14 protein-coding genes and 1 pseudogene are annotated in these 16,582 nt (G+C 41.8%); 10 read left to right on the top strand and 5 right to left on the bottom strand.

The genetic code is table 11. The features are described from left to right. Window positions 1–44 precede the first annotated feature (44 nt). Together D1367_RS32705 and D1367_RS07680 are read left to right on the top strand one after the other, a co-directional pair. Window positions 45–170 (top strand): hypothetical protein, encoded by a 126-nt coding sequence (locus tag D1367_RS32705; RefSeq protein WP_267255542.1) that lies wholly within the window; start codon window positions 45–47, stop codon window positions 168–170. Between the two features lie 122 nt (window positions 171–292). After that, window positions 293–583: a hypothetical protein gene (locus tag D1367_RS07680; RefSeq protein WP_118165384.1), complete on the top strand. Its 291-nt coding sequence runs from the start codon at window positions 293–295 to the stop codon at window positions 581–583. Between the two features lie 22 nt (window positions 584–605). On the opposite strand, the gene D1367_RS07675 is transcribed toward D1367_RS07680, so the two are convergent. After that, window positions 606–977 carry a CU044_2847 family protein gene (locus D1367_RS07675; protein WP_118165382.1) on the bottom strand — a complete coding sequence of 124 codons (372 nt, stop codon included), beginning with the start codon at window positions 975–977 and terminating at the stop codon, window positions 606–608. Window positions 978–1,124: 147 nt separating this feature from the next. Here D1367_RS07675 and D1367_RS07670 point away from each other — a divergent pair, with 147 nt between their 5' ends. The 6 genes from D1367_RS07670 to D1367_RS07650 all read left to right on the top strand — a co-directional run bounded on the left by D1367_RS07670 (window position 1,125) and on the right by D1367_RS07650 (window position 9,165). Next, the gene (locus D1367_RS07670) at window positions 1,125–4,676 is read left to right on the top strand and encodes an nSTAND1 domain-containing NTPase (protein ID WP_118165380.1); all 3,552 of its coding nucleotides are present in this window, start codon (window positions 1,125–1,127) and stop codon (window positions 4,674–4,676) included. A gap of 45 nt (window positions 4,677–4,721) precedes the next feature. Next, window positions 4,722–5,798 carry a WD40 repeat domain-containing protein gene (locus D1367_RS07665; protein ID WP_118165378.1) on the top strand — a complete coding sequence of 359 codons (1,077 nt, stop codon included), beginning with the start codon at window positions 4,722–4,724 and terminating at the stop codon, window positions 5,796–5,798. Window positions 5,799–5,808: 10 nt separating this feature from the next. Beyond that, on the top strand, window positions 5,809–5,961 hold the full coding sequence (locus D1367_RS31690; protein WP_220451011.1) for a hypothetical protein: 153 nt from the start codon (window positions 5,809–5,811) through the stop codon (window positions 5,959–5,961). 95 nt (window positions 5,962–6,056) lie between these two features. Next, complete coding sequence (locus D1367_RS07660; RefSeq protein WP_118165376.1) at window positions 6,057–7,346, top strand: glucose-1-phosphate adenylyltransferase; 1,290 nt, start codon at window positions 6,057–6,059, stop codon at window positions 7,344–7,346. A gap of 83 nt (window positions 7,347–7,429) precedes the next feature. Further along, the gene (locus tag D1367_RS07655; protein ID WP_118165374.1) at window positions 7,430–7,999 is read left to right on the top strand and encodes an AAA family ATPase; all 570 of its coding nucleotides are present in this window, start codon (window positions 7,430–7,432) and stop codon (window positions 7,997–7,999) included. Between the two features lie 122 nt (window positions 8,000–8,121). Further along, entirely contained in the window at window positions 8,122–9,165 is a 1,044-nt protein-coding gene (locus tag D1367_RS07650) for a DnaJ C-terminal domain-containing protein (protein ID WP_118165372.1), read from the top strand. A gap of 200 nt (window positions 9,166–9,365) precedes the next feature. Here the strand turns inward: D1367_RS07650 and D1367_RS32110 are convergent. The 3 genes and pseudogenes from D1367_RS32110 to D1367_RS07635 form a co-directional block, all read right to left on the bottom strand. After that, window positions 9,366–9,458: pseudogene (locus tag D1367_RS32110) on the bottom strand (glutathione S-transferase family protein); the annotation flags it as partial. A gap of 96 nt (window positions 9,459–9,554) precedes the next feature. After that, window positions 9,555–10,091: a peroxiredoxin family protein gene (locus D1367_RS07640; protein WP_118165370.1), complete on the bottom strand. Its 537-nt coding sequence runs from the start codon at window positions 10,089–10,091 to the stop codon at window positions 9,555–9,557. Between the two features lie 526 nt (window positions 10,092–10,617). Next, window positions 10,618–11,229, bottom strand: a complete 612-nt coding sequence (locus D1367_RS07635) for a peroxiredoxin (protein WP_069068387.1) — start codon at window positions 11,227–11,229, stop codon at window positions 10,618–10,620. 131 nt (window positions 11,230–11,360) lie between these two features. On the opposite strand from D1367_RS07635, the gene D1367_RS07630 reads away from it, so the two are divergent. Continuing rightward, the gene (locus tag D1367_RS07630; protein ID WP_118165368.1) at window positions 11,361–13,472 is read left to right on the top strand and encodes an amylo-alpha-1,6-glucosidase; all 2,112 of its coding nucleotides are present in this window, start codon (window positions 11,361–11,363) and stop codon (window positions 13,470–13,472) included. Window positions 13,473–13,894: 422 nt separating this feature from the next. Beyond that, window positions 13,895–14,689: an LmeA family phospholipid-binding protein gene (locus D1367_RS07625; RefSeq protein ID WP_181985097.1), complete on the top strand. Its 795-nt coding sequence runs from the start codon at window positions 13,895–13,897 to the stop codon at window positions 14,687–14,689. A 379-nt stretch (window positions 14,690–15,068) separates the two neighbouring features. Here the strand turns inward: D1367_RS07625 and D1367_RS07620 are convergent, their stop codons facing one another. Further along, window positions 15,069–16,460: a UDP-glucose dehydrogenase family protein gene (locus tag D1367_RS07620; protein ID WP_118165363.1), complete on the bottom strand. Its 1,392-nt coding sequence runs from the start codon at window positions 16,458–16,460 to the stop codon at window positions 15,069–15,071. Window positions 16,461–16,582 lie beyond the last annotated feature (122 nt).

The following is a 16,582-nucleotide window of genomic DNA, read 5'->3' as shown; positions in this document are numbered from 1 at the left end:
AGGGACTTGCAAGTAAAAAAATATTCCATTGCTATTGTTCACTGTTGACGGTTCACGAGTTTTCAGTCAACAGTCAACAGTCAACAGTCAACAGTCAACAGTCAACAGTCAACAGTCAACAGTCAACAGTCAACAGTCAACAGTCAACAGTCAACAGTCAACGACTTTAATGTGGAATAATTTATTTTTTGGAGTTCCCTTATTTCTGTACAAGGGTAGACAATAAAAACCTATAACTTTGATAAGTTAGGGTAGACAATCACTGTCTACCTTTTTTAATTAGGAGTTGCTGATGAATTATCAGAAACTAGATGCGGCTCTTGCTACAGCGCTTAATGATGTTCAAAATTCAGAAAAACCGAGTTTGACGGTTTTCATTCATACTGAACCAATTTTAAACTCTGCTGCAACTGCTGTTTTAGAAAGTTTTGGTGTCAATGGTGTTACCAGTGGTAAAGATATTTTCACGGCAACACTGTCACTAAATGCCATTTCTCAGTTATCAGAGCAACCTTGGGTGAAATATTTGAAGCGATCGCAGCAATTAGGTTTGGTTAATAGGAGAATAAATACACCGAAGTAGCAGTGAAATAGATTTTTTGCTGTTACTGTGAATCAGGTTTTGGTTTTTCTGGAAACTTACACTTCACCTCAATTTCCAGATTACTTTCAGCAGAGCCTTCGGTAATGTAAGGGATACCTGCCTTACCACCCAGCTTAATGCCAAATTTAAGTCTTACCTCCTCAATCTCAGCAGTATTGAAGTCTTTAAAAGCACTAAGAGCATAGATAGTATAAGAGCGAATCATTTGACGAGCTTGTTGCATCCGAGCGATCGCATCTGTTCGCACATCCTTGTATTCTATGCCATCATCATCCTCGTCAATTTCCTGAGTTGTTTCGGTTGCTGTGACATTAATCTCAATCTGCTCAATTTCCCCATCTGCTTGGAAAAATAGTTGCTGTACTTCTGACATCGGCTACCTCTGTTAAATTTTTGTATCGTGTCTGAAAAATTTCAGCCTGCTTGCGGCGAAAATAACAAATGATGCTGTTATTAGTAACACAGCCATTGATTGTATCTGTCAAGATTATCCCGCATTTCCCAAGATAAGGTGTGTTAAATGGCACGATACGCGCTTGTTATTGGCATCGCCGAGTATATTAGCCCATCATTACCGCGTTTGTCGAAGACTATAAATGATGCTGAGGCGATCGCGCGACTCTTAGAGCAATATGGTGATTTCCAGTCTGTACAAAGACTACCACAGCGTTGGAATAAAGATAAAAACGGCTATGAAATGGCAGCGTCAAAAGTTACTGGCGCTCAACTTGGCCAAGATTTGAGAACATTTTTACTAGAGCAAGCTGCTAATAATGAAGCGCTAATTTATTTTAGCGGACACGGTTTTACTATTTCCGACAGTTTGGGACAACAAAAGGGATATTTGGCGACTTCTGATTCTCAGATTGAAGTTGCGGGAAACCAAATTGTGGAGCAAAAATATGGTATTCCCCTAGATAGCCTTAACGAGTTAATTCGAGATTCGCAATTGAGTAGTTTAGTGATGCTACTCGATTGCTGTCATAGCGGCTATTTCTTAGAAAGACAATTAATAGAAAGAACTCTTAACACTTTCAGTTCACAAAAAGATTATTACTTAATTACAGCTTGTCGTGGCTTTGAACGCGCCGGAGTAATTAAAAGTGAAGAATACAGCATTTTCACAGGTGCAGTTGTTAAGGGATTGGCAATAGAAAATGCAAGTAGTAATAGTAGGCGAATTAGTGGCGATCGCTTGTTTGATTTCATCAGCAATGAACTGAAAGGTTCCGTTCAGGAGCCGATTCGCATGGGTTGGGGACGTTCCATTACTCTGGTTACTTATCCCCAATTAGATATTCCTACAGGAAAAAAAATTGCTTTCAATAAAAAAAATCCTTATCGGGGACTTTATGCATTTGAATTAGAGCAAGCGCAATATTTTTGTGGACGAGATGAAGCCGTTCGCACCCTAGTTTCGCGTTTAGCAGAGAGTCGATTTTTGGCTGTAATTGGCTATTCAGGTAGTGGTAAATCTTCTTTAGTAAAAGCAGGTTTGTTACCGCAACTGAAAGGCGATCGCCTCCCTGGAAGCAGTCAATGGGCGATCGCATCTTTTACACCAGGAGAGCATCCTTTAGGTAAACTCGTTGATATTTTGACTCGACAACAGCAGCAAAATCAACCGCATCTATTATTTATCGATCAATTTGAAGAAGTATTTACACTTTGTCAAGACGATGAGGAACGCAAAGCTTTTATCCGCTTAATAGCACAGGAAGTAAAAAAGGGTGAGGGAGAAACGCGGATAATTTTGACAATTCGCGGTGATTTCTTAAATCGTTGTGCTGACTATTTAGAAATTATTACTCTCATCAATAGCATTCCTCCCACATCATTTATCGTCACACCAATGTCTTTTACTGAGTTAGAAGAAGCAATAGAAAAACCAGCAAAATTACATGGTGTCACGTTTGAGCATGGTTTAGTTTCGCAAATTTCTGCTGATGTTATCAACCGTCCGGGTGCATTACCTATACTGCAATACGCGCTTAAAGAATTGTGGCGAGTTTGTATTGAGGAACCTGAATCGCCAGAACCGCTTTTAACTCGCAAAGGCTATGAAGAAATTGGCGGCGTTAAAGGAGCTTTAGATAAACGAGCGACAATTTTATATGAAAGTTTAACGACTATAGATCAAGCCTTTGCGCGTTGCTTGTTTATGGAATTGGTGCAGTTAGGTGAAGCTGGAGAAGTGACGCGGCGGCGTGCTAGCTGGGATAGATTAGATGCAATTTCAGATTCTCCGCAACAATTGCAACGAGTTGTAGGATTGCTAGCAGGTTCTCAACAACGTTTGATTATCACTGATGAAAAGACGGTTGAAGTTGCTCATGAAGCACTTTTATCTGAGTGGAAATTATTAAATACTTGGATTGCTGAAAACTTAGAAAATATTCGTCTGAGTCGGTCTTTAGAAGAAGATTGCTACGAATGGCAACAAAGGTTTAATAAAGCGGATGATGCACTATTAGCGGGTGCAAAATTAGCTAGATTTTCTGAGTGGGCGAATAAGACTCAGCGAAAACTTACGCCATTAGAAACAGAATTTTTACGTAAGAGTTTGGAGAGACGTGACAGAGAAATTCAAGCTCAATTAGAGCAGGAGCGTCAACTTAGAGAACTAGCAGAGTCTCGACAAAAAGAAGCAGAAGCTAGAGCCATAGCCGAAATTGAAAAAGCTATAGCAGCAGAAGATAAAGCTAAAGCCGAAGCTGCAAGAGCAAAAGAGGCAGAGGCAAGTGCTAAATATCAAAAACAACGAACTAGACTAGCGATCGCGTCAGCCTATGGACTAACATTACTGGCTATTTTTACCATTGGGTTTGGAATTAGGGCAGAACAGAATAAAAATAAAGCGATTCAAGCTTTAATTTCTGAACCTTTACAGCTTTTGGAAACTAACAATCAACTGGAAGCAATGATAGCAAGTATCAAAGCACTAGAAGATTTAAGAGATATAGGAGCAGAAAATAATAATGCTGTAGATCAACTAAAAGCTAATGTAATTGATCTAGTAAGAGAGTCAAACCGTTTCCAAGGACATGAAGATGCAGTAAACAGCATAAGTTTTAGTCCTGATGGTAAAACCATAGCCTCTGGAAGTTGGGACAAAACAATCAAACTCTGGAACATTGAAAGCGGAGAATCGCAGACACTTTCAGGTCATACAGATAAAGTATGGCGTGTGAGATACAGCCCTACGAACGGTAATATGATTGCCTCTGCTAGCACAGATAAGACAGTCAGACTGTGGAATGCCAAAAGCGGAGAATTTTTGGGAGAACTCGAAGGAAATACAGACATTATCATCGATCTCAGCTTTAGTCCAGATAGTAAAAAAATTGCCACAGCTAGTTTCAATGGAACAATTAAGATATGGGATACAACTACAAAAAAAGAATTGGAAATCCTAGAAAATCCCCAAGGTAGAAACGGATCTTATAGTGTTGATTTTCATCCGAATGGCGCAAAGCTTGCTGTTGTTGGCTATCAAGATGGAAGCGTCAAGGTGTGGGATTTAAATACAAAAACTCCAAAAATAATTGGTCATCGTAAAATATCGGCAACTTTTGTCAGGTTTAGTCATGATGGTCGTCTTCTGGCTTCTAGTAGTGGTGATGGCATCATTACGCTCTGGAAAGATGATCAATTCTTAACTACCATCAAAGCTGACAAAAAAGAGATATATGGGTTGACTTTTAGTCCCAACGATCAGATGCTTACTTCTGTCGGTGAAGATGGAACTATTAAGTTATGGCAAATTGATGGGACTCTCAGCAAACCTTTAGTAATTCTAAGAGGTCATCTTGGTGGAGTTTATGATGTAAGTTTTAACCCTAAGCAAGAAAGTAATTTAGTTATTGCTTCAGCAGGTGAAGATAAGAGTATCAAACTTTGGAAAATAATTGGTAAACACAATAATATTAATTATTCTGATTACAATAAAATATATGAACTTCAAAAATATAGCTGTAATTATATTTGGGATTTTTTATATAAAAATCGAAAATCCAATTTTAAAATGGCGTATAATATTTGCAAAAATCTGCACCAAAAACAAAACTTTTAGTTTTTATTCAAAAATAAATTTCATAGGAAATAAAGGTAACAATCAATGACTAACTTCGTATCTAATCATAGAATATCATATCTTTTTTCAGGTCATCAAGATGCAGTAAACAGCATAAGTTTTAGTCCTGATGGTAAAACCATAGCCTCTGGAAGTTGGGACAAAACAATCAAACTCTGGAATATTGAAAGCGGAGAATCGCAGACACTTTCAGGTCATACAGATAAAGTATGGCGTGTGAGATACAGCCCTAGTAACGGTAATATGATTGCCTCTGCTAGCACAGATAAGACAGTCAGACTGTGGAATGCCAAAAGCGGAGAATTTTTAGGAGAACTTTTAGGAAATACAGATATTATCCTCGATCTCAGTTTTAGTCCAGATAGTAAAAAAATTGCCACAGCTAGTTTAGATGGAACAATTAAGATATGGGATACAATTACAAAAAAAGAATTGGAAATCCTAGAAAATCCCCAAGGATCTTATAGTGTTGATTTTCATCCTAATGGCGCAAAGCTTGCTGTTGTTGGCTATCAAGACGGAAGCGTCAAAGTGTGGGATTTAAATACAAAAACTCCAAAAGTGATTGGTCATCATAAAATATCGGCAACTTTTGTCAGGTTTAGTCATGATGGTAGTCTTCTGGCTTCTAGTAGTCGTGATGGCATAATTAAGCTCTGGAAAGATGGTCAACTCTTAACTACCATCGAAGCTGACAAAAAAGAGATATATGGGTTGGCTTTTAGTCCCAGCGATCAGATACTTGCTTCTGTCGGCGAAGATAGAACTATTAAGTTATGGCAAATTGATGGGACTCTCAGTAAAACTTTAGTAGCCCACGGATATGAAATATATGACATTAGTTTTAGCCCCAATTACGAAGACGATCAATTAATAGCGTCTGCTAGTGAAGATAGAACTATTAGATTCGGGAAAATCATTCTGGAAGAAAAGTTTGATGGTTCTGCTGATAATTTTGCAGGATCTGGTGATGTAAGTAGTTTTAGTGAAAATTCTGATGTTATTAGTGAAAATACTGATTTTACTAGACCTTGCCCAAACTGCACATGTAGTAGTATACGAGATTGTAAAGCTTCATTTTCTCAATGCTGTCCACAATAGTCCCTAAAGATTGAGTTTTGACTTGATTTTAGCAGAAATTCATAAATTACTTACTTGTGACTGGTCTATAGCGATCGCTCCCCATTTTTCATCCCAATTAATACAAATGTTCTATATTTATACTTATCAGCCGCACCATCCATACACTACCAGCATTCTGTAAAATTCATCCCAAAGAATCAGATGATCCCCCTTACCTGTGGTGGCAGACAGTCCTAAACTGAGAGTGAGAGTTGAAAGGCAGTCGGGAGAAATTTTGTGAAAAAAGTTTTATCAATCATTCTTGGTGGTGGCGCGGGTACTCGGCTTTACCCGCTAACCAAACTCCGTGCTAAACCAGCAGTACCAGTAGCGGGGAAATACCGCCTAATCGATATCCCTGTCAGTAACTGCATCAATTCCGAAATATTCAAAATCTACGTCCTGACACAATTCAACTCAGCTTCCCTGAATCGTCATATCGCCCGTACATATAACTTTACGGGCTTCAGCGAAGGGTTTGTGGAAGTACTAGCTGCACAACAAACACCAGAAAACCCTAACTGGTTCCAAGGTACAGCCGATGCTGTACGTCAATATCTGTGGTTAATGGAAGAATGGGATGTAGAAGAATATCTCATCCTCTCAGGCGATCACCTCTACCGCATGGATTATCGCCAGTTTATCCAGCGCCATAGGGAAACCGGGGCTGATATTACTCTCTCAGTCATCCCCATCGATGAGCGTCGCGCCTCAGATTTTGGCTTGATGAAAATTGACGATTCTGGTAGGGTAATCGATTTTAGCGAAAAACCCAAAGGTGAAGCGTTAACCAAAATGCGTGTTGATACAAGTGTACTGGGATTATCAAAAGAACAGGCCCAGCAACAGCCTTATATCGCCTCAATGGGGATTTATGTCTTTAAAAAAGAGGTTTTGTTCAAGTTGTTGAGAGAAGGTATAGAAAGGACTGATTTCGGTAAAGAAATTATTCCTGATGCCTCTAAAGATTACAACGTTCAAGCTTACCTTTTTGATGACTACTGGGAAGATATTGGGACAATCGAGGCATTTTATCATGCCAATTTAGCACTGACTCAGCAGCCCCAGCCACCCTTTAGTTTTTACGATGAAAAAGCACCAATTTATACCCGCGCTCGTTACTTGCCTCCGACTAAACTTTTAGAGTGCCATATCACAGAATCAATTATTGGGGAAGGTTGCATTTTGAAAAATTGCCGCATTCAACATTCAGTTTTAGGAGTGCGATCGCGGATTGAATCTGGCTGCATCATCGAAGAATCTTTGCTCATGGGTGCAGATTTTTACCAAGCTTCTGTGGAACGCCAATGTAGCTTAGTAGAAAATGACATTCCTGTAGGTATCGGTACAGACACTACCATTCGCGGTGCCATCATCGATAAAAATGCCCGCATCGGTCACGATGTCAAAATTATCAATAAAGATAATGTGCAAGAAGCTGAACGCGAAAGTCAAGGTTTCTATATCCGCAGTGGCATCGTTGTCGTGTTGAAAAATGCTGTAATTCCTGATGGAACCATCATTTAATAGTTAGGAGTTAGGAGTTAGGAGTTAGGAGTTAGGAGTTAGGAGTTAGGAGTTAGGAGTTAGGAGTTAGGAGTTAGGAGTTAATGACTAAAAATTCTGATTACTCTTCACTCCTGAGTTTTAATTCTTCACTCCTAACTTCTCACTCCTCACTTTTTTTATTGATTGGTCTTCCAGGTAGCGGTAAGTCAACTTTGGCAAAACAATTACTCACAGAATGCCCCCAGATGCTGCTGATTTCTACCGATGGCATCCGGGGGCAACTGTTCGGTTCCCAAGCCATTCAGGGGCCGTGGCTGGTGATTTGGCAAGAAGTTGAACGGCAATTTCAGCAAGCTATTTCTACAAAGAATACAGCTGTTTTCGATGCTACCAATGCCCAGCGCCGCCATCGTCGTGAAGTTATTGCTTTAGCCCGTGACTTGGGTTTTACCCACATTACGGGAATTTGGGTGGATACGCCAGTGTGGCTGTGTTTAGCACGGAATAAAAAGCGATCGCGCCAAGTTCCTGAAGAAATCATCTTGCGGATGCACCGTCAACTCCGGGATGCCCCCCCAAGCCTGGAAGAGGGACTAGACAGGCTGATCCGCTTATCAGAAAAATCGGAGTACGGAAATTGCGATCGCTTGTTGAGCGAGAACCACACTTGAATTTCTATATTCTTTGTTAATTTAAAGTCAGATTCTCAATGCTTTGGCACTATACCGGGCAAACTAACATCTCTTATCTTAAAAAAACATAACAGGAATTTCTATAGGAGGCTGGTAGATAGATGGCTGCAACCGACTTCAAAGACTATTACGCAATTTTGGGAGTTAGTAAAACTGCCACTCAAGAGGAGATTAAGCAAGCCTTTCGTAAACTAGCCCGCAAATATCACCCTGATGTCAACCCAAATAACAAACAGGCAGAAGCACGCTTTAAAGAAGTTAGCGAAGCCTACGAAGTTGTGTCAGACCCAGATAAACGCAAAAAATACGACCAATTTGGTCAATATTGGAAACAGGCTGGTGAAGGTTTCTCATCTGGCGGCGCTGGTGTTGATATGAGTGGCTTTGACTTCAGTCAATACGGAAATTTTGATGAGTTTATTAATGAGTTGCTAGGACGCTTTGGTGGTGCTACTCCTCGTGGTGGGCGACAAAGTTACTCACAAAATTACTCAAATTACTCAAATAATTACTCAAATAATTACTCTTATCAGAGTTCCACAAGTGGGCCGAGTGGTTTTAGCAGCACCTTTAACGATTATGGGTTTGGTGATACAAGTACGGGTACTTCCCAAGATAGTGAAGCTGCGATCGCTCTAACTTTTGCTGAAGCATTTAATGGTGTGCAAAAGCGCTTTAGTTTAGGTAACGAAACAATTGATGTTCGTATCCCATCTGGCGCTAAACCTGGTACTCGTCTGCGCGTGCGGGGCAAAGGTCAAATCAACCCCATGACTCAACAACGAGGGGATTTATACCTAAAAGTCGAACTTCAGCCGCACTCGTTCTTCCAAATGGAAGGCGATAACTTGGTGTGCGAAGTGCCAATCACGCCAGATGAAGCTACTTTAGGAGCATCTATTGATGTACCCACTCCCGATGGTTTAGTTAATGTCAAGCTACCAGCAGGAGTGCGTTCTGGTCAATCGCTGCGTTTACGTGGCAAAGGTTGGCCCCTCCCCAAGGGTGGACGTGGCGATCAGCTGGTGAAGGTGGCGATCGCACCACCAAAAGACCTCAGCCAGCAAGAGCGGGAATATTATGAAAAAATCCGGGCTATACGTACTTATAATCCCCGCAGTCATTTACAGCAAGTCAAGCTGTAAGTAGTCAGACAGAATTAATTACACAATGTCATTGCGAATGGAGCGAAGCGGAATGAAGCAATCGCAAGGGCTGGGATTGCTTCGCTTCTCTTCGAGACGCTAACGCGAACGCTCGCAATGACTGTAAATATTTTTGTCCGACTACTTAAAATATTTACCTTTGTAGAGACGCGAAACTTCGCGTCTCTAGATTAATCAGGTAATGAATTCACAGTTACCAGTTGTACCATGCGGGCGATCGCTAAATCTTTGGCATCTTTAGGCAACATCGCAGGTGTGGGATATTTTGCCTCAGATGACTTTCGCTATTAGACTCAGAATTCATTCTGAGGCGGGCTAGATGAGAATGAAATAGCGCTGAGGTAGGCATTGCCATTTACACTTTACACTCAATTGAATTGTTCTAACAAAGTCTCAACGCTAGCATTGTGATCCAAAAAAGAAAATAAATGCCAGTAGCGGAGTTTTCCTTCTTTATCTAATACAAACTGTGCTGGTAATGGCGCTCCCAGTGCTTGTCCTACTTGATAGGTACGAAATACTCTACAACTAGGGTCACTCAATAATGGCATTTGTAAACCTAAATCCCTCACAACTATTTGACTCTGCCGTTCATCGGTACTAGTAACCATTAAAACTTCTATACCGCGATTTTTAAACTCCTCGTATTTTTCATTTAAAGCTTTAATATGAGGAAAACAAAAGGGGCAATATTGTTTTTCAGTAAAGATGCGAGTTAAGGCGAGTAACACTGGTTGCTTGCCTTTATAATCAGACAATTTTACTAAAGTTCCATTGGTAATATCTGGCAGTTGAAAATCTGGCGTTCCTACTCCTAATCGGAGTTTATTTGTCGCTGGAACTGGTAAAAAATTGCCGAAGAATCGCTCATTTAATAAGCCACTAAAATCAGTTGAAGTAAGCATAATACTATTTTGGATTTTGGATTTTAGATTGTCAAAGAGTTATTGATAATTGATTTTTGGCATTTTACAGCAGATTGCAAGTTGGTGAGGTACAGATAATTGTAAGGGCATGGCACTGCCATGCCCCTACTCCGTACCTCATTCACCTGAAATACGCTGTATATATCACAATCATTGTTCAGATTGAGATATTTATTTTTAACAATGATTATTTAAACCTCATCTAAGTTGATAACAGCAGTTTTTGCCCTCACCCTAAATCCCTCTCCCATATCTCTTAGAGGGACTTTGAAATTCTGGCTCCCCGAATCCCAGATTTGGGGGATAGGTTGGGGGATGAGGGCAAATCCTTTTCAAAACCGTTGAACTACAGGTTTCAAGATAGACGCGGTTTAAATACCATTTTATTTAAAAAACCACAGATAGATACCGAGGTTAACACTGTTTATGTGTATCTCTGTTTATCTGTGGTTTTCGTTGATTTTGCTCTCAACTCCAACAGAATGGATTAGATAGCTAGCGAAACTTAGACAGCAGAGAAGTAAACTTTAGACTTCACTGGATCAGGATTCATTGTCTTGTCACCAGGTTGCCAACCAGCTGGGCAAACTTCATCGGGGTGAGACTGAACATACTGAATTGCTTGCAATGTCCGCAGGGTTTCATCAACGCTGCGACCAAAAGCTAGATTGTTGATGGTGGCGTGCTGTATGATACCATCTTTATCTATGATGAACAGACCACGCAAAGCAATGCCTGCTGCTGGATCAAGAACGTTGTAAGCGGCGCTAATCTCTTTTTTGATGTCGGACACTAGAGGATAATTCAGGTCGCCGACGCCACCAGACTTACGATCTGTTTGAATCCAAGCGAGGTGGGAGAACTCACTGTCAACAGAAGCCCCAAGGACTTCAGTATTGATTTTCTTGAATTCTTCGTAGCGATCGCTAAATGCTGTGATTTCAGTGGGACAAACAAAGGTAAAGTCTAATGGGTAGAAAAACAGGACGACATACTTACCGCGATAATCGGAAAGTTTGATTGTCTTAAATTCCTGATCTACCACAGCCGTTGCTGTGAAATCGGGAGCTTGTTGGCCAACGCGGAGGCTTCCTTCGGTTCCGTAAGTAAGGGACATTAACCTAATTCTCCTTTATCGGTTTAGTAGCGTTGGAATTTGGGTCAAGTAAAACTTACCCATTCACGCTTTCACAGTTTAATTACGATCTGTTACGACTATATCATACTCATAACGATTTTGAGTAGCAAATGCTTGATTTAGATACAAGAGAATGGTTGCTTACCAATGGCTTAGGAAGTTTTGCCAGTGGTACAGTTTCGGATGTCCGCACACGCACTTATCACGGTTGGCTGTTTGCCGCGACAAACCCTCCTTCTGATCGCACTCTGCTGTTGTCGCACCTAGAAGCTAGCTTGGAAGTATTAGGGAGCGTTGTCGCACTGGGGACAAATTTTTGGGGTAACGGTCAAATTGAGCCGACGGGGTACGAACTGTTACGCTCTTTTGATATTAACCCAGTTCCAAAATGGATTTGGAGTCAAGATAACTGGCACTTAACTAGACAATTGCTGATGCCTTCTGGTTTGGTGGGGACTGGGGACTGGGGACTGGGGGACAAGGGGACAAGGGGACAAGGGGGGGTAAGCAATGCCCCTGCCCAATTTTGCCATCGAATTTTAATCCAATATCGCTACGAGGGAAGTGACACAGCGATTTTACGCCTGCGACTGCTGATAGCAGAACGTGACTTTCACCACCAGCAAACTGTTAGTTCAAGATTACAGTTCTCACAATTACTTGGGCAACAGCAAGTCTGTCTGCAAGCAAAAAATTCTGGGCATTTCGGTATACCTTGGCACTTGCGCTGGACACAAGGAATATATCAAACAGATGCAGTTTGGTATTGGAATTATGGATTGCCAGAGGAGACAAAACGGGGATTAGGCGACAAGGAAGACCTCTACAGTCCTGGTTACTTGGTAGTCACACTGCAACCAGGAGATACAGTCACTCTAGAAGCACGAGTAGGTTTTCCCGACTCGATGGCAGGTGTTCTCACCTCCGAAACCTTTGCAGAAGCAGTAGAGGCAGAGCAAAAACGGCTCTCTCAGATTTTTGGATGGAGTAAAGGAGGGGCTAGGGACTGGGGACTGGGGACTGGGGAAAAGTTTTCCAATACCCAATCCCCAATACCCAATCCCCAATCCCCACTTAACCAACAACTACTCAAAGCAAGCGATCAGTTTATCGTCTATCGAGCCTCAATTGCTGGCCCTACGGTCATTGCTGGTTATCACTGGTTTAATGACTGGGGACGCGACACATTAATCGCCTTACCGGGATTGGCACTTGTTCCACAACGTTTTGACCTGGCAAAAGGAGTATTGCGGACTTTTGGGCATTATTGTCGCCACGGTTTGATTCCTAATGCATTTCCTGATGTCAATGGAGAACCAATTTATAACAGTATTGATGCAGCGTTGTGGTGGATTGAAACTTTAGGACTTTATTTAGAAGCTACCCAAGACTGGGAATTTTTGGCAGAGCAATTCTCGATAGTGCAGCAAATCTACAAAGCATTTGTCGGTGGTACACATTTCAATATCCAGATCGATGCTACCGATGGGCTAGTTAGTTGGGATGCTCCTGGTGTAGCCCTTACCTGGATGGATGTCGTAATTGGGGGACACCCTGTTACTCCCCGTTACGGTAAGCCAGTGGAAATCAATGCGCTGTGGTATTCAGCTTTATGTTGGCTAAGTCAGTGGGCAGAACGATTGAGCCAGCTTGAGTATGGTTCGCCAGTGCGTCTCACTAAGCAAGCACAGCGTTATGCTCAACAAGCACAAAATGTGAAAATCTCGCTACAAAAGTTCTGGAATCCTCATCTGGGTTATTTGTACGATACTATTGAGCCGGACGATCGCCGGAATTTTCAAATTCGTCCTAATGCGGTTTTGGCGCTGTCGCTGCACCATTGCGCCTTTTCTGAACAGCAAGGGTGTCAAGTATTAGATTTGGCAACTGTCAGCTTACTCACCCCCTATGGTCTTCGCAGTCTTGATCCAGGAGATCCCGAATATAAGGGGAGATATGAGGGTAATCAAGAGCAACGCGATCGCGCTTATCACCAAGGCACTGTTTGGGCTTGGCTAATTGGCCCATATATTCGGGCTTGGCAACGTTTTTATCCACAGCGATCGCTGCCTTTTGATTGGCAACCTCTACTAGATCACTTCCTATTTGACGTAAGTCTTGGTTCTATTTCTGAGATTTTTGATGGCGATGCACCTCATAAGCCTAGAGGTGCGATCGCTCAAGCTTGGTCAGTTGCTGAAGTTATCCGCCATATTAAGTAGTTCTGAGTCGTGAATCTTAAGGTCAATCTAATTCATAATTAATAATTACTAATTCATAATTGCAAGACGCTAGCGGACTCGCTCATAGCGTTGCCTCTCTAAGAGTTGGCTTTACCCTTTGCTATCATTGTGGGCAGCGATCGCCACCACGCTCTTGTAGACCACCAAGATTCAAAAATTTCATTGTGGGCAGCGATCGCCATAAAATTTATGAATTATGAATTCTGAATTAATAATTATTTGGTCAAACTTGCCTTTTACAGAGCAATCAAGGCTAATATTTAGTAATATAGAATACACTTAGGTGTCAACCATCAGCCATCCTATACCTACCCATCAGCATAATTAATCGCGGGATCGCTTGCTGTATTCTTCACAGTTTGTTACAAAAGTACAAAGAACTTCTAGAGACCCAAAACCACATGTTCGGCGGACTTACTGGTTTACAAGATCCTAAAGGCACAGATTGGGGAGAGCGGATGCTCAACACTGTCGCTAGCCAAACGATTCGCCACCTGTTTAGCCAAAGCGAGTCAGTAGAAGTCTTTGTGCGCTGCTATCCCTCCAGCAAGCTCTTGCAAGGCAGCATTGATAGCTTCAAAATGAGCGGTCGTGGCTTGGTGATTCGGAAAGATTTCGCGGTAGAGGAGATGTCTTTTGAAACCGATGCGGTAGCCATTGACTTCGGCTCGGTTTTAAGTGGCAAACTCAGTCTTAAGCAACCTACTCAAGCGATCGCTCAAGTAATTTTATCAGAAGCAGGGATAAACCAAGCCTTCAGGGCGGAACTGGTGAAAAAGCGCCTGCTTAACCTCACCGTACCATCACTAACAGAATTATCTGGCGGTGAACCAGTCTCCTTTACGGAAGTTCAGGTACAGCTATTGCCAGGAAATCGCTTACAGCTTGTAGCAAAAGCAGATTTAAATAATGGCGAACTAGTTCCTCTGAGCATGATTTTAACTATAGGCATTGAAAGGCGGCGGCGAGTTTCTTTTAAAGATCCGAAAATTCAACTTGACCAAGTGCCAGAAGCACAACGGGAAATCTCGCAAACCTTGAGCGTGGCGCTGGTAGAAATTTTAGATAATATGGTCGATCTTGATCGTTTTGACCTCGATGGAGTGAAAATGCGGCTCAACCGATTAGAAACTGAAGGTCAAAAACTTATTTTCAGTGGATATGCTGAAATTGAACGTATCCCAAATAGCGCTTGAGCAGAAATTAAACACGCAAAAACGCCAAGTAAGGTTTTCCCGATCGGCTTTGCGTAATATCAGGTTCAGTTAAACACTTGTAATCTAATATGCTTGGCTTTGTAGAAAATTGTAGGTTGGGTTAAGCAAAGCGCAACCCAACAAAACCCCGGAAATGTTGGGTTTCGTTCCTCAACCCAACCTACACAACCTGAACCGTATTGAATTTTATTACAAGTAATTACCCAAATTTGATATAAAACTTTATAAAAATTAAATACCGCCTAGAATATTCTAGGCGGTACTTTGTTATTGATTATTCCTAACTCCTAACTCCTAACTCCTAACTCCTAACTCCTAACTCCTAACTCCTAACTCCTAACTCCTAACTCCTAACTCTCTATCTTCCCACCCCTACATATTGGAATCCAGCCCGGATCATTGCTTCCGGGTCGAGGAAGTTCCGACCGTCGATGATAACGGGGTGAGCCATCAATTTTGCCATCTTCACATAGTCGAGAGTGCTGAACTGCTGCCATTCAGTGACGAGTACTAAGGCATCGCAACCGTCAGCTAGTCTTTCGGCATCGGTTTCTACTAGTACACCAGAAAGCCCATGACGTAAACCTGTTTGGGAAACAATGGGGTCAAAGGCTTTAACTTTGGCTCCCAGTCGGTTTAGCTGCTCAATTAGGTTAAGGGCTGGAGCATCGCGTAAGTCGTCGGTATCGGGCTTGAAGGTCAGTCCGAGTAGTCCGATTGTTTTGCCTTTGAGAATTTTCAGAACTTTTTGGAGTTTTTCTAAAGCAATCAATCGCTGGCGTTCGTTGACGCTGACAGCAGATTTAAGTAATTGGGCTTCATAGCCATAATCATCAGCAGTGTGAATCAGGGCGGAGACATCTTTAGGAAAACAAGAACCACCCCAACCAATACCAGCTTGTAAAAATTTGTTACCAATGCGGGAGTCTAGACCGATACCTTTAGCTACTTGGGTGACATCAGCACCGACGCGATCGCAAATATTAGCAACTTCGTTAATAAAACTAATCTTAGTGGCTAAAAAAGCATTAGCGGCGTATTTAATCATCTCCGCCGAACTCAGGTCTGTTGCCAAAATTGGCACAGGGGGTAAAGATTGATCAACAGCGTACTTGCGTTCTACAATTGGGGCATAGAGTTGTCGCATTAAGCCTACTGCTCTTTGACTATTGCCTCCTAGTACAATGCGATCGGGGTTGAAGGTGTCGTGAACTGCCGAACCTTCGCGCAAAAACTCTGGATTGCTGATTACATCAAACTCGGCTGCAAACTCAGGTAATTTTTCATTACTCGCAACCCCACCTGCGGGTACTAATGTTTTCTGCCGTTCAGCAACACCATCTAGAACCAGCATCCGTACCCAGTCACCTGAGCCAATGGGCACTGTAGATTTATTCACTATGACTTTATAACCACCATTGAGATTTTCTCCAATCCCACGGGCTACAGCTTCAACATAACGAGTATCACTTTCACCAGTCGGTAAAGGTGGCGTTCCTACAGCAATAAACAGAACTTCTCCGTGGGCAACTCCAGCAGCCAGATCGCTAGTAAAATGAATTTTCTCTGCTTGAATGGCAGATTGCATAATTTCTGAGAGTCCCGGCTCAAAAATTGGGGACTGCCCAGACTTCATTAACTTAACTTTTTCTTCGTTATTGTCTACGCAAATTACATCATGCCCAATATGAGCCAAACAAGCACCTGTAACTAAACCAACGTAACCAGTACCAATCACGCAAACACGCATTTTTTAACTCCTCACTTTTTTTGGGGTTAGTTTTTTAAAAGAAGTATCAATATGACACTTAGACATTGGCACTCAACTCAGCCACTAAGCATACTAGCTACCGATAGGGTGAGCTTGCATGA

The organism is Nostoc sphaeroides, from assembly GCF_003443655.1.
Lineage (GTDB): Bacteria > Cyanobacteriota > Cyanobacteriia > Cyanobacteriales > Nostocaceae > Nostoc > Nostoc sphaeroides.
This window is presented reverse-complemented; position numbering and strand designations above follow the sequence as displayed.

Coding starts and splice junctions, on each gene's coding strand:
- D1367_RS07680 (WP_118165384.1), top strand. CDS start 293: ATGAATTATCAGAAACTAGATGCGGCTCTTGCTACAGCGCTTAATGAT.
- D1367_RS07675 (WP_118165382.1), bottom strand. CDS start 977: ATGTCAGAAGTACAGCAACTATTTTTCCAAGCAGATGGGGAAATTGAG.
- D1367_RS07670 (WP_118165380.1), top strand. CDS start 1,125: ATGGCACGATACGCGCTTGTTATTGGCATCGCCGAGTATATTAGCCCA.
- D1367_RS07665 (WP_118165378.1), top strand. CDS start 4,722: ATGACTAACTTCGTATCTAATCATAGAATATCATATCTTTTTTCAGGT.
- D1367_RS07655 (WP_118165374.1), top strand. CDS start 7,430: ATGACTAAAAATTCTGATTACTCTTCACTCCTGAGTTTTAATTCTTCA.
- D1367_RS07650 (WP_118165372.1), top strand. CDS start 8,122: ATGGCTGCAACCGACTTCAAAGACTATTACGCAATTTTGGGAGTTAGT.
- D1367_RS07640 (WP_118165370.1), bottom strand. CDS start 10,091: ATGCTTACTTCAACTGATTTTAGTGGCTTATTAAATGAGCGATTCTTC.
- D1367_RS07635 (WP_069068387.1), bottom strand. CDS start 11,229: ATGTCCCTTACTTACGGAACCGAAGGAAGCCTCCGCGTTGGCCAACAA.
- D1367_RS07630 (WP_118165368.1), top strand. CDS start 11,361: ATGCTTGATTTAGATACAAGAGAATGGTTGCTTACCAATGGCTTAGGA.
- D1367_RS07625 (WP_181985097.1), top strand. CDS start 13,895: ATGTTCGGCGGACTTACTGGTTTACAAGATCCTAAAGGCACAGATTGG.
- D1367_RS07620 (WP_118165363.1), bottom strand. CDS start 16,460: ATGCGTGTTTGCGTGATTGGTACTGGTTACGTTGGTTTAGTTACAGGT.